Raw genomic sequence first — 22,570 nt, forward strand, 5'->3', positions numbered from 1 at the left:
GGTTTTCGGAAAAGATCATGCTTCAAAAGGAACCGCATCCGGAGGGCAGCGATCGGATGAAGCATCCGATGGTTGGGGTCACAATGAGGCATATCCTATGAGCGGCCGTCGTGGAGCGGTCGACGAACCGTCCGCGCATAGCCTGGAGACGGCGGCGAGAAAGCGAAGCCGTTCGCTGGCGGCGCTGGGCTACACCAAGCCGCAAACCTATGAAGAGCTGCGCGCGGTGCTTTCGTCAGGCACCGTGCATTTCCCGAAGCGGCTTCGCCAGGTCGCGATCTTCCTGTGGCAGCATCCGAGCGAAGTCGCGCTGGGCACGATCGCGCAGGTGGCGGACCAGGCCGGCGTGCAGCCTTCGACCCTGGTGCGCTTCGCCCAGATCTTCGGCTATTCCGGCTTTTCCGATTTCCAGGTCCTGTTCAAGGACCGGATGAAAGGTTCCTGGCCGGATAAAGGCAGCCAGGAAAAGGCCGCCGAACCGAATGCGAACCTGCATTTCCTCAACGGCATGGTCGGTGCCTGCCAAGCCTCGCTCGGCCGCGTCGGCAATACATTCGACATCGACCGTTTCGAGACGATGGTCGGCCATCTGGCGGCGGCGGAACTGATCTATGTCATCGGCAGCAAGCGCGCCTTCCCCGTCACCGCCTATCTGTCGCTCACGCTCTCGCAGCAGGGCGTGCGCAACGTGCTGGTCGACAATGTTGGATCGACCGCGCTCGACCAGGTCGGCTGCATAGGCCAGCGCGACGCGGTGCTTGCCGTCTCCTTCAGTCCTTACAATTCGATCACGCCCGATCTCGTCGCCGTCGCGCATGAGCGCAAGGCGCGCATTGTCACCATCACCGACAGCACCTTTTCACCGCTTGTGAAGCTCTCCGACACTTGGCTGGAAGTGGTCGAGCAGGATTTCGCGGGCTTCCGCTCGCTCGCCGCCTCGCTGGCGGTCGGCATGGCCTTGGTCCACGGCGTCGTCGCGCGGCGGACAGGCTGACGAGAACGATTGACTAAAAAGAACTGCCGTTCCATATTTGAAAAAATGGAAACTTTGTTCCGGGAGGAGGAATGGAGGTTCGTCTCGACGGCAAGGTGGTGCTGGTCACCGGCGCGACGCAAGGCATAGGCCGCGCGGTCGCCAAGATCGCCGCGCGCTCCGGCGCCGCCGGACTGCTGATCACCGGCCGCGATCAAAAACGCGGCGACGCTGTCGCCGCGGAGATCTCGGCCATGGGCACCGCCACCGCCTTCGCTTCCGCCGACCTCGGCGATCCCGAAGCTCCAGCGCGGCTGGCGCAGGCCTGCATCGAACGCTTCGGCCGCATCGACGGCCTGGTCAACGCCGCCGGCCTGACAGACCGCGCCTCCTTCGGCGATGCCACGCTCGACGATTGGTCGTCGCTGTTTGCCGTCAACGCGCGCGCCCCCTTCTTCCTGATGCAGGCGGCGATCGCCGACATGAAGAAGCGCGGACAGGGCGGCGCCATCGTCAACATCCTGTCGATCAACGCGCATTGCGGCTCGCCGGAGCTTGCCGTCTATTCCGCGACCAAGGGCGCGCTGGCGACGCTGACCAAGAACGCCGCCAACGCCCACCGCTTCGACCGCATCCGTGTCAACGGCATCAATGTCGGCTGGACCGACACGCCGGCCGAGCGCGTCATGCAGGCCGACACGCTCGGCCATGGTCCGGGTTGGCTCGACGCGGCCAATGCGACGCAACCCTTCGGCCGGTTGTTCTCCGTTACCGACATCGCCAACCTTGCCGTCTTCCTGCTTTCCGATGCGGCCGGCCCGATGACCGGAACGCTGGTCGACCAGGAGCAATGGGTCATCGGAGCCAACCGGTGAGGCCCGAAAACCTCGGCCCTCACCTGCTCGACCGCTTGCCGTCAGAGGTCCTCAAGCCGGCTTACGATCGCGCCGCGCTGAAGCCGGGCATCGCCCATATCGGCGTCGGCGCCTTCCATCGCTGCCATCAGGCCGAATATACCGACGATCTCTTGGCAAACCATTTCGACCACTGGGGACTGGTCGGCATCAACATACGGCCGCCTTTGCTTGGCCGGTCGCTTGGCCGGCAGGACGGTCTCTACACGCGGCTCATCCGCCAGAGCGACGAGGTCGAGGCGCGCATCATCGGCAGCATCGTCCGCACCGTCGACAGCCAGGAAAATGCTGCGCCGGCGCTGTCCGTGCTCGCCTCGCCGGAGATCGAGATGGTCACCATGACAGTGACCGAGAAAGGCTATTGCCACGTCCCGTCGAGCGGCGCCCTCGACCTCGATCACCCTGATATCGTCCACGACCTCGCCAATCCCGAGACGCCGCGAAGCGTGCCCGGCATCATGGCAAGAGCTCTGGAACTGCGCATGGCTTCGCATGGGCGGCCGGTGACGCTGCTTTCCTGCGACAACATCCCGGCCAACGGCATCATCCTCGGCAATGTCGTGCGGACATTCGCCGAACGCCGCGGCGCCGCTTTGGCGGACTGGATCGAAGCCAACGTCGCCTTCCCGTCGGCCATGGTCGACCGCATCGCGCCGGCGACGACCGGAACTGACATCGAAACCGTCGCAAAACGCTTCGGCTACCATGACAGCGCCGTGGTCGTCGGCGAGCGCTTCCGCCAATGGGTGATCGAGAACCGCTTCGCCGGCCGCGTGCCGCGATGGGATCTCGTCGGTGCGACCTTCGTCGACGATGTCACGCCATTCGAGCATCTCAAGATGCGGGTGCTGAACGGCGCCCAGACGACGCTCAGCTATCTTGGCGTGCTCGGCGGCTTCGAGCACACTTTCGAGACGATCGCCGACCCGCTTCTGGCAGGCTTCGTCCGCCGCATGCTGACCGAGGAAACCCTGCCGACACTTCATGCGGTGCCCGGCATCGCGCCGACCGCCTATGTCGAGCAGAGCCTTTCACGCCTCACCAACACGGCGATCCGTCACCGCAACCACCAGATCGCCACCGACGGCTCGCAGAAGATCGTACAGCGCCTGCTCAACCCGATCCGCGACCGTCTGGCGAAGGGTGAAAGCATCAGGCTTCTCTCGGTGCCGGTCGCCGGCTGGATGGCCTATCTGATCAAGGCTTCCGCGCAGTTCGGCCGCGCCTGGCAGGTGTCGGATCCCTTTGCCGGAAGAATTGCGGAAATCGCCGACCGCATCGGCCAGGACAGCAAGGCACTTGTTGACGCGATCCTGGCCATCGACGCCATTTTCGACCCGTCTTTGGCCGCCAACGCGACATTCCGCACGCATGTCGTGGCCGGGCTCGACGGCTTGCTTTCAGGCGATCCGATGGGCTTTGTCGGGCAAGTCTGCGCTGAGCCAACAGATGCGCGGTTGAAGCAGCCGGCGCGATCTGCATAGTTAGGAAACTGGGAGGGACTATGAAGCTTGGACTGCTCACCGCACCGTTTCCGGATGCGCCGCTCGGCGAGGTCGTCGACTGGGCGCGCTCGGTCGGTTTCGAAGCGCTGGAAATAGCCTGCTGGCCGAAAACGTCAGGCGACAGCCGCCGCTATGCCGGCACCAGCCACATCGATGCCGCCGGCACTTCGGCCTCGCAGGCCAGGGACATTGCCGCCGAGCTTGCCGGCAGGGGCATAACCATCTCCGGCCTAGGCTTCTACCCCAATCCCTTGCATCCCGACCGGGCGCATCGCGAAGCGGTGATCGACCATCTGAAGAAGGTGATCGTGCTGGCCAGCCATATGGGCGTGCCGCTGGTCAACACCTTCTGCGGCGGCGATGCATCGAAGACCGTCGATGCCAATTGGGAAGACGCGCAGAAAGTCTGGCCGGCGATCATCGCCCATGCGCGCGACCACGGCGTGAAGCTCGCCTTCGAGAACTGCCCTATGATCTTCAGCTATGACGAATGGCCGGGGGGGCACAACATCGCCTATTCGCCTTATGTCTGGCGCCGCATCCTCGAAGCCTGGGGCGGCGATGTCGGCATGAACTTCGACCCTTCGCATCTTGTCTGGCAGATGATCGACAAGGAGCGCTTCATCCGCGAGTTCGGCAAGCACATGCTGCATGTCCATGCCAAGGATCTGATGATTGATCATGATGGTTTGTACGAGCGCGGAATCCTTTCGGCTGGCATAGGCTGGCAGGTGCCGCGCATGCCGGGGCTTGGGGATATCGATTGGAGCAGGATCTTTTCCGGCCTTTACCGGGCCGGATATGACGGACCGGTCATCATCGAACATGAGGACCGCCGCTTCGAGGGGACGGACGAAAAGGTCAAGCGCGGCTTCCTGCTTGCCCGCGATGTGCTGCGCCCTTTCATCAAATAAGGCTTGGCTCCGATTGCATCGGAGCCCTGGAACTGAACTGAAAGATCAATGTGGAGGAATACAGAAATGAAGAAACAACTGACCATCGCCTCGCTGCTTGCCGGTGCCGCCTTGCTTGCCTCGGTGGGCGTCTCGGTCGCCGCCGGCAAGTACACGATCGGCATTTCCAACACCGTGCAGGGCAATGGCTGGCGCGAGGAGATGATCTGCGCGATGAAGGCGCAGGCGCTCGCTTCCGGCGAGGTGGCCAAGCTCAACATCGCCCACCGCAACACCGACGCCGCCGGCCAGCTCGAGGACATCCGTAACCTGATCAGCGCCAAGGTCGACGCCATCGTCGTCAACCCGGCCGATCCGGCAGGCATCAAGGCCGGCCTCGAGGAAGCCACCAAGGCTGGCATCGTCGTCGTCGCCGTCGACCAGGCTGTGACCGAGCCGTCCGCTTACATCATTTCCAACAACCAGGAACAATATGCCTATCTCGGCGCCAAGTGGCTGTTCCAGCAGATGGGCGGCAAGGGCGAGGTGTTCTATATGCGGGGTGCCGCCGGCGCTTCGGCCGATAGCGACCGCGACAAAGGCTTCAAGAAGGCGCTGGCCGAATTCCCCGACGTGAAGGTCGCGCAGGAAGTGTTCACCGGCTGGCAGCAGGATCAGGCCAAGCAGCAGATCCTGTCCTTCCTCGCCACCGGCACCCCGATCAACGGCATCTGGACCTCGGGCATCGACAACGTCATCGTCGATGCGCTGGTCGAGCAGCAGGCCCCTATGGTGCCGGTCGTCGGCGCCGACAATGCCGGCTTTGTCGGCCAGCTCAGCTCGGTCAAGGACCTGGTCGGCGCGGCCGTCACCAATCCCGGCTCGATCGGCGGCGCCGGCGTGACGCTCGCCTTGCAGATCCTCGACGGCAAGAAGCCGGCGCAGCAGACCGTGCTGGTGGAGCCGCAGCTCTGGGAAAACGCCACCGACGAAGGCAAGGCCAAGCTGAAGAGCGTCGTCGATCCCTCGCTCAGCCCCGAATGGCCGGTGTCGATTTCGATCCCCGATTGGACAACCTACACCAAGGATCAGATCGTCGCCTGCAAGGGCCCGGGCGAATAAGCGCCTGATCTGAACGAAAGCGCGAGGACGCCGGACCAAGGTCTGGCGTCCTTGCCATTTCATTTGGCACGCATAATTTTGAGCCGTTAGATCGAGAACGCTTTGACCACCAACCTACTCCTCGACGCCACCGGCGTAGCGAAGAACTATGGCGCGGTTGCCGCGCTGCGCAACGCCTCGCTGTCCGTGCTGCCGGGCGAAGTGCACGCGCTGATGGGCGCCAACGGCGCGGGCAAGTCGACACTGGTGAAGATCCTCACCGGGGCGCTCCGCGCCGATGCCGGCCGCATCCTGATCCGCGGCGAGCAGCTTGATGTCCGCTCGCCGGCCGCCGCCCGCCGCGCCGGCCTGCTGCCAGTCTATCAGGAACCGTCGCTGATTCCCGATCTCGATGTCTTGTCCAATTTGCGGCTGACCGGCACGCCGGTCGAGCCGTTCCGCGCCTGGGTGCGCGAGCTCGGCATTCCCGACCTCGATATCCGCGAGACCGCGCGCCATATCCCTTTGGCCATCCTGCGCGTGCTCGACCTGGCGCGCGCGCTTGCCGTCGAACCCGACGTGCTTCTGCTCGACGAGATGACCGCGGCGTTGCCGGCGAACCTCGCCGAGAAGGTGCTTGAAGTCGTGCGCCGCCAAGGCGACGCCGGCCGTTCCGTCATCTTCATCTCGCATCGTTTCGTCGAGATCTCCGCGCTTTGCGACCGGGCGACCGTTCTGCGCGACGGCTCCACCGTCGGTGTCGTCGACATCCAACCGGGCATCGAGGAAAAAATCGTCGAGATGATGCTCGGAACCCGCATCGAGAAGACCCGTGTCGCAGCGCGCGGGGCAAGCGATGTCGCGGTTGCCGACGGCAGCCGCCCGCGGCTGTCGGTCCGCAACCTGCAACTCGGCACCAAGCTCAACGACGTCTCCTTCGATCTCGCCAACGGCGAGGTCGTCGGCGTGTTTGCGCTGGAGGGACAGGGCCAGGACGAGCTCTTCGCCGCCCTTGCCGGCTCGATCCGCCCGACGGGCGGCACCATCGACGTCGATGGCGCGCCGGTCAAATTCTCGCATCCGAGCGACGCCATCCAGGCCGGCATCGCCTATGTGCCTGGCGACCGCACCGAGGCTCTCGCCATGCAGCGCTCGGTGCGTGAGAACATCGCGCTCCCGTTCAGCGCCGCGCTTCGCAAATGGGGGCCGATCCGCATGCGCCGGGAGCAGGTGGTGGTTTCCAGCGCCATCGCCCGATTGCAGATCGACACGCGAGCGCAGGGCGAAGTGCAGCGCCTCTCCGGCGGCAACCAGCAGAAGGTGACCATTGCCCGCTGGATAGCGGCGAATGCCCGCACCATCCTTTGCTTCGACGCGACGCGCGGCATCGACGTCGGCACCAAGCAGGAGATCTACAAGCTGCTGCGCGAGCTCGCCGGCCAGGCCAAGTCGGTGCTGTTCTACACATCCGAAATGGAAGAGGTGCAGCGTGTCTGCGACCGCGTCATCGTCATCTTCGGCGGTCGCGTCGTCGATACCTTCCCGGTGGAGCAAGCTGACGAGCCGGCGCTGATGCGGGCCGCCTACGGCCTGCCGCGCGGCGCCAGGACGGATGTCGGCATTCTTGCGGAAGTCAAACCCGGTTCCAGTGCGGAGGCCGCGTCATGAGCCGCTTCTTCCGCAATCAGGGCTGGGTCGCCGGCCTGCTCGCCCTGCTGATCTTCGTCTTCGTCATCACCAGGCTGATCCAGCCGGGCTATGGCAGCGGCGACTTCGGCTCGCTGGCACGGGCGGTTCTGCCTTACGCCTTTGCCGTCGCAGCCCAGACCGTCGTCGTCATCGCCGGCGGCATCGACCTTTCGGTCGCCGCGATGATGGCGCTGACCAGCGTGACGGCCGCCTCGATGATGAACGGCGCCAGCGAGGAATATGCGCTGTTCGTCGTACCCTTCGTGCTCGCCATGGGGCTGGTGCTCGGCGCGCTGAACGGCGTCCTCATCGTCGTCACCCGCGTGCCGGACATCGTGGTCACTTTGGCGACATTGTTCGTGCTGCAGGGCGCGGCGCTGCTTGTGCTTGGCGCTCCGGGCGGCGCCGCCGCAGAATGGCTGAAGGCGAGCGTTGTCGGCACCGCGCCGATCCCCGGCCTGCCGGATTGGGCCGACGCCTGGGTTCCCAAGGCGCTGGTGCTGCTCGCCGTCTGTCTCTGCATCGTCTGGATTCCGCTCAGGCGCTCACGCCTCGGCCTCTCCATCTACGCCATCGGCAGCAATGAGCTCGCCGCTTTCCGCAGCGGCGTGCCGGTGGCGCGCACCAGGATCATTGCCTATGCGCTCTCCGGCCTGTTCGGCGCGATGGGCGGATTGTCGCTCACCATCAGCACCGGAATAGGCGCACCGATCCCCGGGCCTTACCTGCTCGCCAGCGTCGCCGCGGTGGTGCTCGGCGGCGTCGCGCTCGGCGGCGGCAAGGGCGGCCTGCTTGGGCCGATCATCGCCGTCTTCGTGCTGAGGCTGGTGCGTACCGACCTGACGCTCTTGGCCATCGATCCCAACGTCACCGCCATCATCGAGGGCGCCATCATGGTCGCGGTCGTGATGTTCGGCGCCTTCATCACCATGCGAAGCCGCCCGGTGGGAGCAACGCCATGACCGACACCGCGACCATGCCCCAGCCTGTCTCGTTCGGCCGCCGCATCAAGCGCTTCATGGCCGATCGGCCGCTCATTCCGCTGATCATCCTGCTGATCATTCTTGTGGTGATCCTGCAGATCCTGCGCCCCGGCATCGTCAACGAGCGCTGGCTCGCCAACACGGCGAAGTTCGCCATCCCGCTGGCGATCCTCGCCGGCTGCCAGACCATGACCATGCTGACCGGCGGCATAGACCTTTCCGTCGGCACGGTGGCGACCATGAGCGCCTTCATCATGGCGACCCAGATCGTCAACCAGGATCCGGCGGTGGCTTTCCTGCTGGCCATGCTGCCGGCGGTGCTGATCGGCCTCGTCAACGGCATCGGCGTCGGCGTGTTCCGCGTCCATCCGCTGATCATGACGCTTGGCACCAGCCTGATCGGCACCGGCTTCCTGCAGGTCTACCAGCGCACCGTGATCGCTTCCGGCGCCAAGATTCCGGATTTCCTGAGCTGGCTGGGCACCGGCGTCACCTACGGCTTTCCCAATGCGCTTTTCCTGTTCGTGCCGGTGGCTGTGCTGATCGTCTTTATGCTCAACCGCACCGGCTTCGGCCGCCTGCTCTACGCCGTCGGCGACAATGAGCACGCTGCGAGACTCTCCGGCGTCCGCTACTGGCAGGTGATCACGGCGCTCTACGTCCTCTCCAGCTTGCTCGCCGGCATCACCGGCCTGCTTTATATCGGCCTGATCAAGGCCCCCTCGCTGTCGCTCGCCGAGCCGCTGGTGTTGCCTTCGGTGGCTGCCGCCGTCATTGGCGGCACCTCGATCTTCGGCGGCCGCGGCGGCTACATGGGCACCATCGTCGGCGCTCTGATCCTGACCGTGTTGACGACGCTGCTTACCATCCTGCAGATGCCCGAAGGCGGCCGCCGCATCCTGTTCGGCTTCATCGTGCTGTTCGTGACTGCGGCATATCTGCGGATCGTCGAGGACCGGTAGGCGGAAGTGCTTAAACGAATGGCCGCTTTGACCCGTTGCCGAAGGATTTGAGCCAAGTTTGCCCATCCTGCCGTATCAGAGAGTCACGCCTATGGCAGAACGTCCGAGGGGGAGCGAAACCAACAGAACCGCCGCAAGCGACCTTGCCGACGACGATCCCCGCCTTGCCTTCATCTATCAGGAGGCGGTGAGAGGTCTCACCCATCAGCAGACCGTGGTGGAGAACATGAGCACCCGCGCCGGCAGCCTGATCTTCGCCACCGCATTCGCGAACTCGCTGCTCGGCGGCGCGGCCCTTTCCGACGGGCTCGGGCTTTGGGAATGGATTGCGGTGGCCCTGCTGTTCAGCATCGGCGGGCTGATCGTCTTCATGCTTTGGCCCTACCACCAATACTCATTCCGCTTCGATCCGGAAGAACTGCTCCGTGAATATGTCGATGGCGATGGGCCGACAACGATGACGGCGATGCACCGCGCGCTTGCCCTTCGCATCACGGCAGACATGGCCGGCAACTGGCGAATTATCCAGCGCCTGCGGGCGGCCTTGCAGATAGCGCTGCTCTTTCTGTTGCTCGATATTCTGGCCTGGCTTTTGGCAATCGCGGGCGTCTGAGCCAAAACGCACTATGGCCTACGCCGGATCGGAACAAGCGGAGCGAAGGTCGAAATAGAACATTTCGAAGCCGGCGACCGCGACACATATGGGTTACTCGGCCGCCTGCACATGACGTGCATCGATGATCGCCCTGATCTCCGAGCGGCACGAGCCGCAATTGGTGCCGGCACGCAGCGTCGACCCGATCGCTTCCAGACTGTCGCATCCGGCGGCAACCGCCGAGGCAAGCTGATTGGCGCCGACATGGAAGCACGCGCATACGACGCGCCCGATGGCCGGCATCGGCACCGGCGAGCGGCCGGACAGGAGCGCGTGGCGATCGGCAGTTGACAGCGGCTGGCGCGTGGCAAGCAGCGACACCAGCCAGTCCCGCACCGGCAACTGGTCCGGAGCGGCGACAAGCAGGGCTTCGGCCATGGCGCCGGCATCGTCGACGGCTGCGGCGCGATAGGCGAGCCCGCGGCGGTCGGTGTATTCCAGGAGTTGGTCCTGCCGCTGGACGCCGAGCAGCTTGCGCGCCAGGAGGATGCCCTGGTCCGGCGGCTCGGTCCCGGTCAGTTCGTAGACCCAGCCGCCCTCGACCGCCTGTCGGCTCCAATGGACGAAACCCGTTGGCCTGAGATCGCGCCGCGTGATGAGCACGCCGGCCCAGCCGGTCTCTTCCCGCACGATCCTCGCCGGAACGTGTTTGAGTTCCGGCTGGCCGGAATGCGGGTCGGTCACCGGCGAGGACAACAGGCCGGCCGCAGCCCTGGCCGCGAACTGGCCGCTCCAGTGCATGGACATGAAGGCGTGGCCGCGCCGCTGCGCCTCCGTCATGCGCACCCTTACGCGGGCGAAGCCGAAGCGCGTCGAAAGATGCGCTAGGTCGCCATCCTTGAGATGATGGGCGGCCGCATCCGCCGGATTGAGGTCGACCGCGGGCTCCGGCGCGTTCGCCATCAGGCGCGGCACGTTTCCGGTGCGCGTCATGGTGTGCCATTGGTCGCGCAGCCGGCCGGTGTTCAGGGCAAGCGGATAGTCCGCGTCGACCGTGAAGGCCGTCGCCTCCTGTCGCACCGGCACGAAACGAGCGCGACCATCGGGGGTCGGGAAACGACCGGCGGCGAACAACCTCGCCTGGCGTTGGTTTCGGTGCGGCGCGGGCCAGTGGCGCGGCGCGAAGGCCGAATAGTCTTCGTCGCTGAGAGCAGCCACGCCGCCGAGGTCGAACAGGCGCCCGCCGTCATTCTCGAAAGCGGAGAGCGCGGCATGTTCGCGGAAGATTTCGGCCGGTGACTGATAGCCGAAGGCGTCGCCGTAGCCCATACGTTCGGCCACATCGCAGACGATGCGCCAGTCGGCCCTCGCCTCGCCCGGCGTCGGCAGGAACGGCCGCTGACGCGAGAGGCGCCGTTCCGAATTGGTGACCGTGCCGTCCTTCTCGCCCCAACCGGCTGCCGGCAACAGCACGTCGGCATAGCGCGTCGTGTCGGTGCGGGTCACGTCCGAGACCGCGACGAAATCGCATTTGGACATGGCGGCCCGAACGCGTGAAGCGTCGGGCATGCTGACGGCCGGGTTTGTACCCATGACCCACAGCGCCTTGATGCGGCCATCGGCGACCGCCTGGAACATATCCACCGCCTTCAGGCCGCCGCGGCGCGTGATGCTGGGCGCCTTCCAGAAGCGGGAGACGCGGTCGATAGCCGACTGATCCGTGAAGTCCATATGCGCGGCGAGCTGGTTGGCCAGGCCTCCCACCTCGCGCCCGCCCATGGCATTCGGCTGGCCGGTGACCGAGAATGGTCCCGTGCCGGGCTTGCCGATGCGGCCGGTGGCGAGATGGCAGTTGATGATGGCATTGACCTTGTCGGTGCCATGCGCCGATTGGTTGACGCCCTGGCTGTAGACGGTGACCGCTCGCTCGGTGCCGGCAAAAAGATCGTAGAAGGCTTCGACATCGGCGGCTGCCAGGCCGCAGCCTTTCGCGACACGCGCGATCGACGGCGCATCGGCGCCGGCGAGCGAGGCTGCCGCGTCGAAGCCCGACGTATGGTCGCGGATGAAGCCGGCATCGGTCTTTCCGGCCTGGACGAGATGCGCGAGCAGCCCGTTGAACAAGAGCACATCCGTGCCGGGATCGAGCGCCAGATGCAGGTCGCACTCGTCGGCCGTGGCGGTGCGGCGCGGATCGATGACGACGATCCTGGTCCCGCGTTCCCTGCGCGCCGCGAGCATGCGCTGATAGAGCACGGGATGGCACCAGGCGGTGTTGGAGCCGGTCAGCACGATGAGATCGGCGCAGTCGAAATCCTCATAGACGCCGGGAACGATGTCCTCGCCGAACGCGCGGCGGTGGCCGGCGACGGACGAGGCCATGCAGAGCCGCGAATTGGTGTCGATATTGGCCGAGCCGATGAAGCCCTTCATCAGCTTGTTGGCGACGTAGTAATCCTCGGTGAGCAACTGGCCGGAGACATAGAATGCGACTGAGTCCGGCCCGTGCTCGGCAATCGCCTGCGAGAATTTCGCGGCGACGAGGTCGAGCGCTTCGTCCCAATCGGTCTGCCTGCCGCGGATTTCCGGCTGGAGCAAGCGGCCTTCAAGGCCGAGCGTCTCGCCAAGCGCGGCACCTTTCGAGCAGAGGCGCCCGAAATTGGCCGGATGATCGGGGTGGGGGGGGGGGGGGGGGGGGGGGGGGGCGGGGCGGCGCGCCCCGCCCCCCCCCCCCACCTCGGCCAGCACGCCGCATCCGACCCCGCAATAGGGGCAGGTGGTCCTCACCTCGCGTGCTTCTTCCATGCCTCAGGCCGCTTTCGACGAGGCCAGCGCTTCAAGCGCGATGTAGAGCCGTTCGCCCTCGAGCTTAACCGGGATCGTCCTGACCGAGCCTTCGTCCGCGCCCAGCGCCTTGCCCGTGTCCAGCGAGATCACCCAGTTGTGCAGCGGGCAGGTCACTGCCGCGCCATGGACGATGCCCTGGCTGAGCGGTCCGCCCTTATGCGGGCAGTGATCGTCGATGGCGAAGACCTGGTTGTCCGCAGTTCGGAAGACAGCGATCTTGCCTTGCGGGGTTTCGACACAGCGCGCGCCGCGTGGTGGAATGTCGGCGATGGAGCCGATTGCGATCCAGTTCATGTTGTTTCTTTCCGCTCGGCTCACTCCGCCGCCTCCGCAAACCCGACCGACGCCATCGGCCGGAACTCGTGCTTGTCCTTGCCGGAGACGCGTTCGGACCAGGGATCGACCTGCGCGAATTTCTGCGAGAAGACGAAGCGCTCGAAGAGGCTCCCGCGGCGCTCGGCGTCGTCGAGGATCTGGCGTTTGATCTCAGCGGTGCCGACGCGCTTGGCCCATTTGTAGATACGCTCGAGATATCGGGCCTGCTCGCGATACATCTGGACGAGCGCCACGATCACCTCCAGCGCCTCGTCCTCGGTCTTCACCATGCCGAGCACTTCGGTGCCCTTGATGTCGAGGCCGGCGGCGCCCGCGAAGTGGATCTCGTAGCCAGAGTCGACGCAGACCACGCCGACATCCTTGCAGGTCGCTTCCGCGCAGTTGCGCGGACATCCCGATACCGCCATCTTCACCTTGGCCGGCGTCCAGGAGCCCCACATGAACTTCTCGATGCGGATGCCCAGCCCCGTCGAATCCTGCGTGCCGAAACGGCACCAGTCGGAGCCGACGCAGGTCTTCACGGTGCGCAGGCCCTTGGCATAGGCATGGCCGGAGACGAAACCGGCCTTGCCGAGATCGGCCCACACCGCCGGCAGGTCTTCCTTGCGGATGCCCAGCATGTCGATGCGCTGGCCACCGGTCACCTTGACCATCGGGATTTCGAACTTGTCGACGACGTCTGCGATGGCGCGCAATTCACCGGCGCTGGTAACCCCGCCCCACATGCGCGGCACGACCGAATAGGTGCCGTCCTTCTGGATGTTGGCATGCACGCGCTCGTTGATGAAGCGCGACTGATAGTCGTCGGCATATTGGTCCGGCCAGTCGCAGACGAGATAGTAGTTGAGCGCCGGGCGGCACTTGGCGCAGCCGCAGGAGGTCTTCCATTCGAGCTCCTGCATGACGGCGGGAATCGACTTCAATCCCTTCGCCTTGATCAGGCGGCGCACGTCGTCGTGGCCGAGGCTCGTGCAGGAGCACATGGGCTGCACCGCCGCCGGATTGTAGGCCTCGCCCAGCGTGAGCTTCAGCAACTGCTCGACGAGGCCCGTGCATGAGCCGCATGAGGCCGAGGCCTTGGTGTGGGCGCGCACGTCGTCGAGCCCGGTCAGCCCCTTGCCCGTGATCGCGCCGGTGATCTTGCCCTTGCAGACGCCGTTGCAGCCGCAGATTTCCGCATCATCCGCCAGTGCTGCAACGGCCGCCAAAGGGTCCGAGGAAGCGCCCCCCTGGAATGCCTGTCCGAAGATCAGCGTGTCGCGCATCTCCGAGATGTCGGTCGCCTTCTTCTTGAGGTCGTTGAACCAGGCGCCGTCGGCCGTCTCGCCGAACAGCACCGTGCCGATGATGCGGTTGTCCTGCAGCACGACGCGCTTGTAGATGCCCGCTGATGCATCGCGCAGGATGATCTCCTCGCGGTCGTCGCCGTCCGCGAAGTCGCCCAGCGAGTAGAGGTCGATGCCGGTGACCTTGAGCTTGGTCGGCGTATCCGAATGGACGAAGCGCTTGTCCTCGCCGTCCGCCAGTCTGGCTGCCGCCACCCGAGCCATCTCATAGAGGGGCGCGACCAGCCCATAGACATGGCCGCCGACCTCCGCGCATTCGCCGAGCGCCATGATCGCCGCATCCGAGGTTTCCATGCGGTCGTTGACGACAATGCCGCGATTGACCTCCAGCCCGGCCTCTTTGGCCAGGGCAGTGCTAGGGCGGATACCGACCGCCATCACCACCAGCGTTGCCGGGATGATCGTGCCGTCCATGAGCTCGACGCCCTCGACCTTGCCGTTGCCGAAGATTGCCTTGGTGTTGGCCTTGGTCACGACCTTGATGCCGCGCGCCTCGACGGCCTTCTGCAGCAGGTAGCCGGCGGCCGGATCGAGCTGGCGTTCCATCAGTGTCGGCATGACGTGCAGCACGGTGACGTCCATGCCGCGTTCCTTGAGCCCGGCTGCGGCTTCCAGGCCGAGCAGGCCGCCGCCGATGACGACCGCTTTGGCGCGCGACTGCGCGGCGAGCAGCATGGCCTCGACGTCGTCGAGGTCGCGGTAGGTGAGCACGCCGGGCAAGTCCTTGCCCGGCACCGGGATGATGAACGGCACCGAGCCGGTAGCGATGACGAGCCTGTCGTAGCTTTCGGTCACGCCGTGGTCCGAGGTGACGGTCTTGGCTTCCCGGTCGACGGCGACGATCCTGTGCCCCTTGTAGAGGGTGATGCCATGCTTGATGTACCAGCCGTCGCCATGGATGACGATTTCCTCGAACGCCTTCTCGCCCGACAGCACCGGCGAGAGCATGATGCGGTCGTAGTTCACGCGCGGCTCGGCGTTGAAGATGGTGACGGCATAGCGGTCAGGGGCCGCCTCCAGCAGGTGCTCGAGCATCCTGCCCGGCGCCATGCCATTGCCTATGATGACGAGTTTCTCGGTCATGTCGGTCTGCTCCGGTCTATTCGGCGGGGGCATAGGAAAGGGACGGCGTCTCGACCTCGGCCGCGCGCTCCATCCGGCGGACGGCGAGATGCATCCAGACCAGGCAGGAGACGACGAGCAGGAACAGCAGCATGAAGCAGCTCGACCAGACGCCGGTGAAGTCGTTCAGCGCGCCGAAGGCGATCGGCAGGATGAAACCGCCAAGCCCGCCGATCATCCCGACCACGCCGCCGACCGCGCCGACATTGCCCGGATAGTAGACCGGGATGTGCTTGTAGACGGCGGCCTTGCCGAGGCTCATGAAAAAGCCGAGCACGCAGGCGACGGCGATGAAGGCAAGCGGGCCGATCTCGAAATGGAATGCGATCGGCCCGCTGATGCCGCGCACGACGTAGTCTGCCGAGGGGAGAGACAGAACGAGCGTCGCGACGGCACAGACGGTGAAAGTCCAGTACAGCACGGTACGCGCGCCGATGCGGTCGGAAAGCACGCCGCCATAGGCGCGGAAGATGCTCGCCGGAATTGAATAGGCGGCGCCGATCATGCCGGCGGTGGCGATGCCGAAGCCGTAGACGCCGATCAGGTAGCGCGGCAGCCAGAGCGACAGCGCCACGAACGCGCCGAAGGAGAAGAAGTAGTAGAAGGCGAAGCGCCAGACCCGCAGGTTCTTCAGCGGCGCGAACTCCTGCCAGAAGCTTCTTGCCGGCGTTGCCTTGCCGGCGCGGCGCTCGCGAATGACGGGATCGTCGTCGGTCATGAACCAGAACACGGCGGCCATGACCACCAATGCAGCGGCCCAGATCAGCGCGACCGACTGCCAGCCCCAGGAAAGCAGCACGAACGGCGCCAGGAACTTGGTGACTGCGGCGCCGACATTGCCGACACCGAAGATGCCGAGCGCGGTGCCCTGTTTTCCAGCCGGGAAGAAGCGCGAGACATAGGCGACGCCGACGGCGAAGGAGCCGCCGGCAAGCCCGACGCCGAGCGCCGCGATCAGCATCTGCCCATAGGTATGCGCGAAAGCGAGCAGGAACGTCGCCACCGCCGCGGCGAGCATGGTCATGGTGTAGACGATGCGGCCGCCATAGCGGTCGGTCCAGACGCCGAGCACCATGCGCACGAGCGAGCCTGTCAGGATCGGCGTGCCGACCAGCAGGCCGAACTCGGTTTCGTTCAGGCCGAGCTCCTGCTTGATGCGCACGCCGATGATGGAAAAGATCGTCCACACCGCGAAGCAGACGGTGAAGGCGATGGTGGATATAACGAGCGCCTGCCGGGGAGCACTGTCCTGGCTGGGCGCGGCTGGGAGGTTTGCGGTCATGGTCGGCTCCGATTTGCGGCGTGGGAGGCGCCGCATGTTTTGTTGATCAAGCGCGGCGGGACTTGCGCGGTCACTTGCGGCCCCTTGCCCTCGGCCTCGTGACTGACGGGGAACAAGAGCAGTGCCGCAGCGAACAGCACCGCCGTCAGGATGCTGCTCGCCAGGAAATCGCGGCGGGCGAAATCCTTGAGCGAGGGTCTGATCCGTTTCGTCATCGTCGTCTCCGGTTGGCACCGCGCGGGATTGGCGCCATCGATTGCGTTTCGGGTCCAAAACAAAAAAGCTGCCGTCCAGGCCTGTCGCGTCCGTACATCCGGGATCGCGTGGTGACCTGAGCGGCAGCTTTGCCTGGGGCGCCCGCCATTGGACGCCGTGTCTCTTGACCCTTGCGGGTCTACACTCTGACAATCAAGAAGCGTGCCAATTTGGCAGCTCTCGAAATAACCGAATAAAATCAACGCGAAACGGTAGCCGCACGGCTATTGGTCAGGCCCGGCGATGGATCAAAGATTAGTCAGAATGCTCGCATGGCAGCATAATATTTGTGCAGTGCGGTATATTGCTCATTGTCGATGCAGATCGTCCCGTTGCCGATGACGGCGAGTTTTTCGGTCGTGGCGCTACTGCGCAGCTTCGACGAAGCGATGGCGTTCATAGAGGAACTTCAGCACGGCCTCGCGGCAGCGCAGAAAGGTGCGGTCGGATGCAAGCTCGATGCGCCGGCGCGGGCGGGCGAGCGGCACTGAAAGCACCTCGCCGATGGTGGCCGCCGGACCGTTGGTCATCATCACGATGCGGTCGGACAGAAGCACCGCCTCGTCGACGTCGTGGGTGATCATGATCATGGTCGAGCCCAGTCTGGCATGGATGTCCATCACCGCATCCTGGAGGTGAGCGCGGGTCAGCGCGTCGAGCGCGCCGAACGGCTCGTCGAGCAGAAGGATCTTCGGTTCCATGGCGAGAGCGCGGGCGATGCCCACGCGCTGCTTCATGCCGCCGGAAATCTCGGCCGGACGCTTGTCCTTGGCATGCGCTATCTGCACGAGGTCGAGGTTGCGCATGATCCAGCCATGCCGCTCTGCCCGGCTTTTTGTCCGGCCAAAGACCTTGGACACGGCAAGGTTGACGTTCTCGTAGACAGTGAGCCAGGGCAGCAGCGAGTGGTTCTGGAACACCACGGCGCGCTCCGGGCCGGGGCAGTCGACCTCCTTGTCCTCAAGCAGCACGGCACCCTTGGAAACCTTGGTCAGCCCGGCGATCAGGTTGAGCAAGGTCGACTTGCCGCAGCCAGAATGGCCGATGATGGAGACGAACTCGCCGGCGTCGATGGTGAGCCTGATGTCCTTCAGCACCTCGCTGACCTGGCCGCCACGGACGAAGGATTTGTCGATATGGTCGAGCTTCAGATAGGCGGCCATCCTGCCCTCCTCACTTTGCCGTTGTGCCACGGGTGACGAAGGCGCCGGCCGCTGCGACCAGCCGGTCGAGGCAGAAGCCGGTGACGCCGATATAGGCGAGGGCGACGATGATGTCGGGCAGCCGCGACGAGTTCCAGGCGTCCCAGATGAAGAAGCCTATGCCGACGCCGCCTGTGAGCATCTCGGCGGCCACGATGGCGAGCCAGGACAGCCCGATGCCGATCCTGAGACCCGTGAAGATGTACGGCGCGGCGGCCGGCACCATGATCTTGATGAAGAATTCGAGCTGGTTGAGCCGCAGGATGCGGGCGACGTTGCGGTAGTCCTCGGGGATGTTGCGGACACCAACGGCGGTGTTGATGATCACCGGCCAGATCGAGGTGATGAAGATCACGAACAGCGCCGACGGGTTGGAGTCGCGGAAGGCGGCGAGCGACAGCGGCAGCCAGGCGAGTGGCGGCACGGTGCGCAGGATCTGGAACACTGGGTCGAGGCCGCGCATCGCCCAGACCGACTGGCCGACGAGCGCGCCAAGCGCCACGCCGACCGCCGCCGCCATGCCGAAGCCGATGGCGACGCGCTGCAGCGAGATCAGCACGCGCCAGGCCAGACCGATATCCTGCGGCCCGTTGTCGAAGAACGGATGGGCGATCAGGTCATACGCCTCGTTCCACACCTGGCTTGGCGGCGGCAGGCTGGCCGTCGGCGACGAGCAAGCCACCTGCCAGACGACGAGCAGGATGAGGATGACGACGGCCGGCGGCACCAGCGCCGTCGCCAACCGGCGGGCAATGGCGAGCGGGTTGATGCGGCGCCTCGCCTTGGCGGCGAAGGCGACGACCTCGGCGGGCTTTGCCGGAAACGCCTTCACCTTGGTGTCCTCGACGGATTGGATGGACATGTCGCAGAAAAACTCCGTGGGCGGTGTTGGCGACGACGGCGCGAAGGCGCCGTCGCGCTTTGCTGCGCTTGCGCCGATGGCGACAAACGGCACCTTCGGCGCCGTCTGCGCTTAAGCCGAAGCCTTGATCTTCAGGCTGTTGAGATAGGCGGACGGGTTGGCCGGATCGAAGGTCTTGCCGTCGAAGAAGGTCTCGATGCCGCGCGAAGGCGATGCCGGGATATCGCTCGCGGCGACGCCCAGATCCTTCGCCGCCTCGCGCCACAGATCCTCGCGGTTCACCTGGTCGACCAGCGCCTTGATGTCGGTGGTCGGCGCGAACTTGCCCCAGCGGATGTTCTCGGCGAGGAACCAGGCGTCGTGGCTCTTGAAGGGATAGGAGACCCCGTCCTTCCAGAACTTCATATAGAGGTCGGTGCCCTTGGCGACGCGGTCGTTGCCGTAGTTGATATCGCCCTTGAGGCGACCGATGATGTCGGCGACAGGCACGTTCATCCATTGTCGTTTGCCGATGATCGAGGCCATCTCGTCTTTGTTCTCCATGGCCTCGCACCATTGCTGGGCTTCCATCACGGCCATCAGGATCGCCTTGGTTGCGTTGGGGTATTTCTCGATGAAGGCGGCGCGCAGGCCGAGCGCTTTTTCCGGATGGCCCTTCCAGAGCTCGCCCGTGGTCGCGGCGGTGAAGCCGATGCCTTGGTGGACGAGTTGCTCGTTCCACGGCTCGCCAACACAGAACACGTCCATGTTGCCGACCTTCATGTTGGCCACCATCTGCGGCGGCGGCACGACGATCGTCGAGACGTCCTTGTCGGGGTCGATGCCGCCGGCGGCCAGCCAGTAGCGCAGCCACAGGTCATGCGTGCCGCCCGGGAAGGTCATCGCGGCCTTGACTTCCTTGCCGGCCGCCTTCTTGGCGGCGAAGGCTTCCTTCAGTTTGGAGGCGTCGAGGCCGACGCCGGTTGCGGCGTATTCCTGTGCCACCGAAATGCCCTGGCAGTCGTAGTTCAGCCGCGCCACGATCGCCATCGGCAGCGGCTGCTTGTTCTGCGTCACCTTGCCGGTGTGCATGAGGTAAGGCATCGGCGTCAGGATGTGGGCGCCGTCGATGCCGTTGGCCTCGCCGCCGAGCACCAGATTGTCGCGCGTCGCGCCCCAGGAGGCCTGCTTCAGCACCTCGACGTCGGGCATGCCGTATTTGGCGAACAGCCCCCTCTCCTTGGCGATCATCAGGGGTGCTGCATCGGTCAGGGCGATGAAGCCGAGCTTGGCGCCGGTCACCTCGGGCGCGGTGGTCGCCGCATAGGCGCCGGAGGGAAACAGCTCGCGTGCCGCCATGAGCAGCCCGGCCGCCATGGCGCTGCTGGCGAGGAAGTCGCGCCGCGTCATGCCCTTCAGCGTCGTTCCAGTTCCGATCCGTTTCGTCATCGTCATCTCCATTGGGCGCCGCTTGGGACGCGTCGATTTCGTGGTCGGTCAAAACAAAAAAGCTGCCGGCCAGGCCGCGCGCGTCCGTCCATCCGGGATCGCGTATCGACCTGAGCGGCAGCTTTGCCTGTGGCGCCCGCCATTGGACGCCTGTTCCGTGACTCCTGAGGAGCCTGCCTATTGCGAAGCAGGAACTGTGCCAGTTTCGAACCGAATGAAAAACATCAATTAATTCAATTATATGCGACAATGATCCGCGCGCCGGCCGGCAAGGCGAGCAGGACAAAGATTGCTCATTAGCGCAAGCGCACGCATAATTCTTGTGCAATGCACAAGAATGGCGCGCAAACGATCAGGCGCGTTTCTGGCCCGCGATGTAGGCATCGATCCGATCCGGGTCGAAGATCTGGCCGTCGAAGAATCCGTCAGGACCAAGCACGAGACTCGCCCCGGCGGAGCCGACCGGCGTCGCGACCTTCAGCGCGCCCTCGACCTTGGCATTGGCGCCAGGCAGCGCCACGCCGAGCGGTTTCAGCGCCGAGCGGTAGAGATCGGGCCGATAGCAGTCGCGGGCGATGGCCAGGTTCTGCGGCGTATGCGGCAACTGGCCCCAGCGCACCATCTGCGTGTAGAACCACAGCGCATGGCTCTTCCAGGGGAAATTTGCCGCCTTGTCGAAGGGCAGGAAGAAATCCTCGACGTGCCGTTCCGCGCCGCCGCCGAGTTGAAGCTGTCCGGTCAGGATCGGCATCTGAATCGCCTCCGGCTGGCCGAGGAAAGCGGGCCTCGCCATCAATGCGGCCAGTTCGCCGCGATTTGCCGGCTCCTGGCACCACCGGGCGGAATGATGCAGCGCTCTCAGCAAGGCGGCCAGGGCGTCCGGGTTTTCCTCTGCCCACGCCCTGCGCGCGCCGATCACCTTTTCCGGGCTGTTGCGCCACAACAACGCCTTGACCGTGACGATACGGCCGATGCCGGCGGCGACGGCAGCGCTGTTCCAAGGCTCGCCGACGCAATAGCCGTCGATGCGGCCGGCGGCCAGCGCGTCGGCCATGAAGGGCGGCGGCACGATGACGATCTCGATGTCGCGGTCGGGATCGACGCCGCAGGCGGCGAGCCAGTAGCGCAGTTCGTAATTATGTCCGGAATGCGGATGCACGACCGCAAAGCGCAGCGGTTCGCGGCCGGCCGCCGCCCGCTCGCGGATCAGTGCGCCAAGGGCGGTACCGGCCCGCGCGGGCTCGAGGTCGGGCGCAGCCCCGTGCGCCGCCATGCCCTCCCACACCGCATTGGAGACGGTGACGCAGTTGCCGCCGAGCCCGAGCGAGAAGGGCACGATGGTCTCGGAGGCAATCGGCGTGAGACCGAGGCTGCAGGCGAGCGGCATCGGCCCCAGCATGTGGGCGACGTCGAAATGACCGATGGCGATACGGTCGCGGATATTGGCCCAGGAGGTCTCGCGATGTAGCTTGAGCTCGAGGTCCTCGCGGGCGGCAAAGCCCATCTCACCGGCCGCGATCAGGACGGCGCTGTCGAAGAGCGGCATGAAACCGGCGGTGATCTCATACGGCGCGTCCATGCTCATTCGCCCTCCAGAGGCCCCAGCAATCCCGCTGCCGTCACCAGGCTTTGGGCGATATCGGCGATCTTGCGGTTCTGGTTCATGGCGGTCTTCCGCAGCAGCGCGTAAGCCGCTTCCTCGCCCAGGCCGCGCGACTTCATCAAGATGCCCTTGGCCCGGTCGATGACCTTGCGGTTCTCGAGTTCGCTGCGTGCCTCCTCCAGCTCGCGCGCCATGCGCGAAAAGGCGTTGAAGCGGCTGATCGCCATGTCGAGGATCGGCTTGATGCGTTCCTTCTTCAGCCCGTCGACGACATAGGCGGACACGCCGGCATCTACGGCCGCCTCGATCGAGGCCTGGTCGGAGCGGTCGACGAACATGGCGATCGGCCGTTTTACCGCGCGCGAGAGCTGGAACATGTTCTCCAGCATGTCGCGGTTCGGATTTTCGAGATCGATGACGATGACATCCGGCTCGATCTCGGCGATGCGCTTGGCGATGCCCGCGACGTCATGGACGACCGTGACGTGGCGATGGCCGGCCTCCCGCAATCCGGCCTCGATGATCGAGGCACGGATGCGGTTCTCGTCGATAACAAGGATGGTCAACGAACCGGAGGACATGCGCCTATTGTGCAGCCGGTGGGCAATTGTGCAATGCGGTAGTCGGCTGGAGGTGAGATTCAGGCTCCCGTTGTGCGGCGCCTTGGTTGAA

20 protein-coding genes are annotated in these 22,570 nt (G+C 65.1%); 9 read left to right on the plus strand and 11 right to left on the minus strand.

Going from position 1 to position 22,570, the window contains the following annotated elements; all coding sequences use genetic code 11:
* The first annotated feature begins 97 nt into the window (after positions 1–97).
* The 9 genes from AC0L2L_RS04755 to AC0L2L_RS04795 all read left to right on the plus strand — a co-directional run bounded on the left by AC0L2L_RS04755 (position 98) and on the right by AC0L2L_RS04795 (position 9,633).
* Positions 98–994: a MurR/RpiR family transcriptional regulator gene (locus tag AC0L2L_RS04755; protein WP_473576507.1), complete on the plus strand. Its 897-nt coding sequence runs from the start codon at positions 98–100 to the stop codon at positions 992–994.
* Positions 995–1,065: 71 nt separating this feature from the next.
* A complete protein-coding gene (locus tag AC0L2L_RS04760) occupies positions 1,066–1,848 on the plus strand; it encodes an SDR family oxidoreductase (protein WP_473576508.1) in 783 nt (260 codons plus the stop codon).
* Positions 1,845–3,371, plus strand: a complete 1,527-nt coding sequence (locus AC0L2L_RS04765) for a mannitol dehydrogenase family protein (protein ID WP_473576509.1) — start codon at positions 1,845–1,847, stop codon at positions 3,369–3,371. The genes AC0L2L_RS04760 and AC0L2L_RS04765 overlap by 4 nt, the downstream gene beginning before the upstream one ends.
* A gap of 20 nt (positions 3,372–3,391) precedes the next feature.
* Complete coding sequence (locus AC0L2L_RS04770) at positions 3,392–4,306, plus strand: sugar phosphate isomerase/epimerase family protein (RefSeq protein WP_473576510.1); 915 nt, start codon at positions 3,392–3,394, stop codon at positions 4,304–4,306.
* Positions 4,307–4,372: 66 nt separating this feature from the next.
* Positions 4,373–5,407: an ABC transporter substrate-binding protein gene (locus tag AC0L2L_RS04775; RefSeq protein WP_473576511.1), complete on the plus strand. Its 1,035-nt coding sequence runs from the start codon at positions 4,373–4,375 to the stop codon at positions 5,405–5,407.
* Positions 5,408–5,509: 102 nt separating this feature from the next.
* Complete coding sequence (locus tag AC0L2L_RS04780) at positions 5,510–7,054, plus strand: sugar ABC transporter ATP-binding protein (RefSeq protein ID WP_473576513.1); 1,545 nt, start codon at positions 5,510–5,512, stop codon at positions 7,052–7,054.
* On the plus strand, positions 7,051–8,037 hold the full coding sequence (locus AC0L2L_RS04785; RefSeq protein ID WP_473576514.1) for an ABC transporter permease: 987 nt from the start codon (positions 7,051–7,053) through the stop codon (positions 8,035–8,037). The genes AC0L2L_RS04780 and AC0L2L_RS04785 overlap by 4 nt, the downstream gene beginning before the upstream one ends.
* Positions 8,034–9,020, plus strand: a complete 987-nt coding sequence (locus AC0L2L_RS04790; protein ID WP_473576515.1) for an ABC transporter permease — start codon at positions 8,034–8,036, stop codon at positions 9,018–9,020. Before AC0L2L_RS04785 ends, AC0L2L_RS04790 begins: the two co-directional genes overlap by 4 nt.
* Positions 9,021–9,078: 58 nt before the next feature.
* Positions 9,079–9,633, plus strand: a complete 555-nt coding sequence (locus AC0L2L_RS04795; RefSeq protein ID WP_473576517.1) for a hypothetical protein — start codon at positions 9,079–9,081, stop codon at positions 9,631–9,633.
* A 93-nt stretch (positions 9,634–9,726) separates the two neighbouring features.
* Here the strand turns inward: AC0L2L_RS04795 and AC0L2L_RS04800 are convergent, their stop codons facing one another.
* The 11 genes from AC0L2L_RS04800 to AC0L2L_RS04850 all read right to left on the minus strand — a co-directional run bounded on the left by AC0L2L_RS04800 (position 9,727) and on the right by AC0L2L_RS04850 (position 22,479).
* A complete protein-coding gene (locus AC0L2L_RS04800; protein ID WP_473576518.1) occupies positions 9,727–12,420 on the minus strand; it encodes a nitrate reductase in 2,694 nt (897 codons plus the stop codon).
* A gap of 3 nt (positions 12,421–12,423) precedes the next feature.
* Positions 12,424–12,756, minus strand: a complete 333-nt coding sequence (nirD, locus tag AC0L2L_RS04805) for a nitrite reductase small subunit NirD (protein WP_473576519.1) — start codon at positions 12,754–12,756, stop codon at positions 12,424–12,426.
* Between the two features lie 20 nt (positions 12,757–12,776).
* Positions 12,777–15,227, minus strand: coding sequence for a nitrite reductase large subunit NirB (gene nirB, locus AC0L2L_RS04810; protein ID WP_473576520.1), 2,451 nt, complete (start codon positions 15,225–15,227; stop codon positions 12,777–12,779).
* A 16-nt stretch (positions 15,228–15,243) separates the two neighbouring features.
* A complete protein-coding gene (locus AC0L2L_RS04815; RefSeq protein WP_473576521.1) occupies positions 15,244–16,548 on the minus strand; it encodes an MFS transporter in 1,305 nt (434 codons plus the stop codon).
* Entirely contained in the window at positions 16,545–16,763 is a 219-nt protein-coding gene (locus tag AC0L2L_RS04820) for a hypothetical protein (protein ID WP_473576522.1), read from the minus strand. Before AC0L2L_RS04820 ends, AC0L2L_RS04815 begins: the two co-directional genes overlap by 4 nt.
* 299 nt (positions 16,764–17,062) lie before the next feature.
* Positions 17,063–17,203 carry a hypothetical protein gene (locus AC0L2L_RS04825; protein ID WP_473576524.1) on the minus strand — a complete coding sequence of 47 codons (141 nt, stop codon included), beginning with the start codon at positions 17,201–17,203 and terminating at the stop codon, positions 17,063–17,065.
* Complete coding sequence (locus AC0L2L_RS04830) at positions 17,169–17,966, minus strand: ABC transporter ATP-binding protein (protein ID WP_473576525.1); 798 nt, start codon at positions 17,964–17,966, stop codon at positions 17,169–17,171. The genes AC0L2L_RS04825 and AC0L2L_RS04830 overlap by 35 nt, the downstream gene beginning before the upstream one ends.
* Before the next feature lie 10 nt (positions 17,967–17,976).
* Positions 17,977–18,867, minus strand: coding sequence for a nitrate ABC transporter permease (gene ntrB / locus AC0L2L_RS04835; protein WP_473576527.1), 891 nt, complete (start codon positions 18,865–18,867; stop codon positions 17,977–17,979).
* A gap of 111 nt (positions 18,868–18,978) precedes the next feature.
* Positions 18,979–20,295: a CmpA/NrtA family ABC transporter substrate-binding protein gene (locus AC0L2L_RS04840; protein ID WP_473576529.1), complete on the minus strand. Its 1,317-nt coding sequence runs from the start codon at positions 20,293–20,295 to the stop codon at positions 18,979–18,981.
* Between the two features lie 352 nt (positions 20,296–20,647).
* Positions 20,648–21,880: a CmpA/NrtA family ABC transporter substrate-binding protein gene (locus tag AC0L2L_RS04845; protein WP_473576531.1), complete on the minus strand. Its 1,233-nt coding sequence runs from the start codon at positions 21,878–21,880 to the stop codon at positions 20,648–20,650.
* Complete coding sequence (locus AC0L2L_RS04850) at positions 21,877–22,479, minus strand: ANTAR domain-containing response regulator (protein ID WP_473576533.1); 603 nt, start codon at positions 22,477–22,479, stop codon at positions 21,877–21,879. Before AC0L2L_RS04850 ends, AC0L2L_RS04845 begins: the two co-directional genes overlap by 4 nt.
* Between the last annotated feature and the right edge of the window lie 91 nt (positions 22,480–22,570).

The sequence above is a fragment of the Mesorhizobium sp. WSM4832 genome, assembly GCF_055811115.1.

Bases quoted from the DNA above. Each gene is read 5' to 3' on its own strand.
- AC0L2L_RS04755 (WP_473576507.1), top strand. From the start codon at position 98: ATGAGCGGCCGTCGTGGAGCGGTCGACGAACCGTCCGCGCATAGCCTG.
- AC0L2L_RS04760 (WP_473576508.1), top strand. From the start codon at position 1,066: ATGGAGGTTCGTCTCGACGGCAAGGTGGTGCTGGTCACCGGCGCGACG.
- AC0L2L_RS04770 (WP_473576510.1), top strand. From the start codon at position 3,392: ATGAAGCTTGGACTGCTCACCGCACCGTTTCCGGATGCGCCGCTCGGC.
- AC0L2L_RS04775 (WP_473576511.1), top strand. From the start codon at position 4,373: ATGAAGAAACAACTGACCATCGCCTCGCTGCTTGCCGGTGCCGCCTTG.
- AC0L2L_RS04785 (WP_473576514.1), top strand. From the start codon at position 7,051: ATGAGCCGCTTCTTCCGCAATCAGGGCTGGGTCGCCGGCCTGCTCGCC.
- AC0L2L_RS04790 (WP_473576515.1), top strand. From the start codon at position 8,034: ATGACCGACACCGCGACCATGCCCCAGCCTGTCTCGTTCGGCCGCCGC.
- AC0L2L_RS04800 (WP_473576518.1), bottom strand. From the start codon at position 12,420: ATGGAAGAAGCACGCGAGGTGAGGACCACCTGCCCCTATTGCGGGGTC.
- nirD (WP_473576519.1), bottom strand. From the start codon at position 12,756: ATGAACTGGATCGCAATCGGCTCCATCGCCGACATTCCACCACGCGGC.
- nirB (WP_473576520.1), bottom strand. From the start codon at position 15,227: ATGACCGAGAAACTCGTCATCATAGGCAATGGCATGGCGCCGGGCAGG.
- AC0L2L_RS04815 (WP_473576521.1), bottom strand. From the start codon at position 16,548: ATGACCGCAAACCTCCCAGCCGCGCCCAGCCAGGACAGTGCTCCCCGG.
- AC0L2L_RS04820 (WP_473576522.1), bottom strand. From the start codon at position 16,763: ATGACGAAACGGATCAGACCCTCGCTCAAGGATTTCGCCCGCCGCGAT.
- AC0L2L_RS04825 (WP_473576524.1), bottom strand. From the start codon at position 17,203: ATGAACGCCATCGCTTCGTCGAAGCTGCGCAGTAGCGCCACGACCGAA.
- AC0L2L_RS04830 (WP_473576525.1), bottom strand. From the start codon at position 17,966: ATGGCCGCCTATCTGAAGCTCGACCATATCGACAAATCCTTCGTCCGT.
- ntrB (WP_473576527.1), bottom strand. From the start codon at position 18,867: ATGTCCATCCAATCCGTCGAGGACACCAAGGTGAAGGCGTTTCCGGCA.
- AC0L2L_RS04840 (WP_473576529.1), bottom strand. From the start codon at position 20,295: ATGACGAAACGGATCGGAACTGGAACGACGCTGAAGGGCATGACGCGG.
- AC0L2L_RS04845 (WP_473576531.1), bottom strand. From the start codon at position 21,880: ATGAGCATGGACGCGCCGTATGAGATCACCGCCGGTTTCATGCCGCTC.
- AC0L2L_RS04850 (WP_473576533.1), bottom strand. From the start codon at position 22,479: ATGTCCTCCGGTTCGTTGACCATCCTTGTTATCGACGAGAACCGCATC.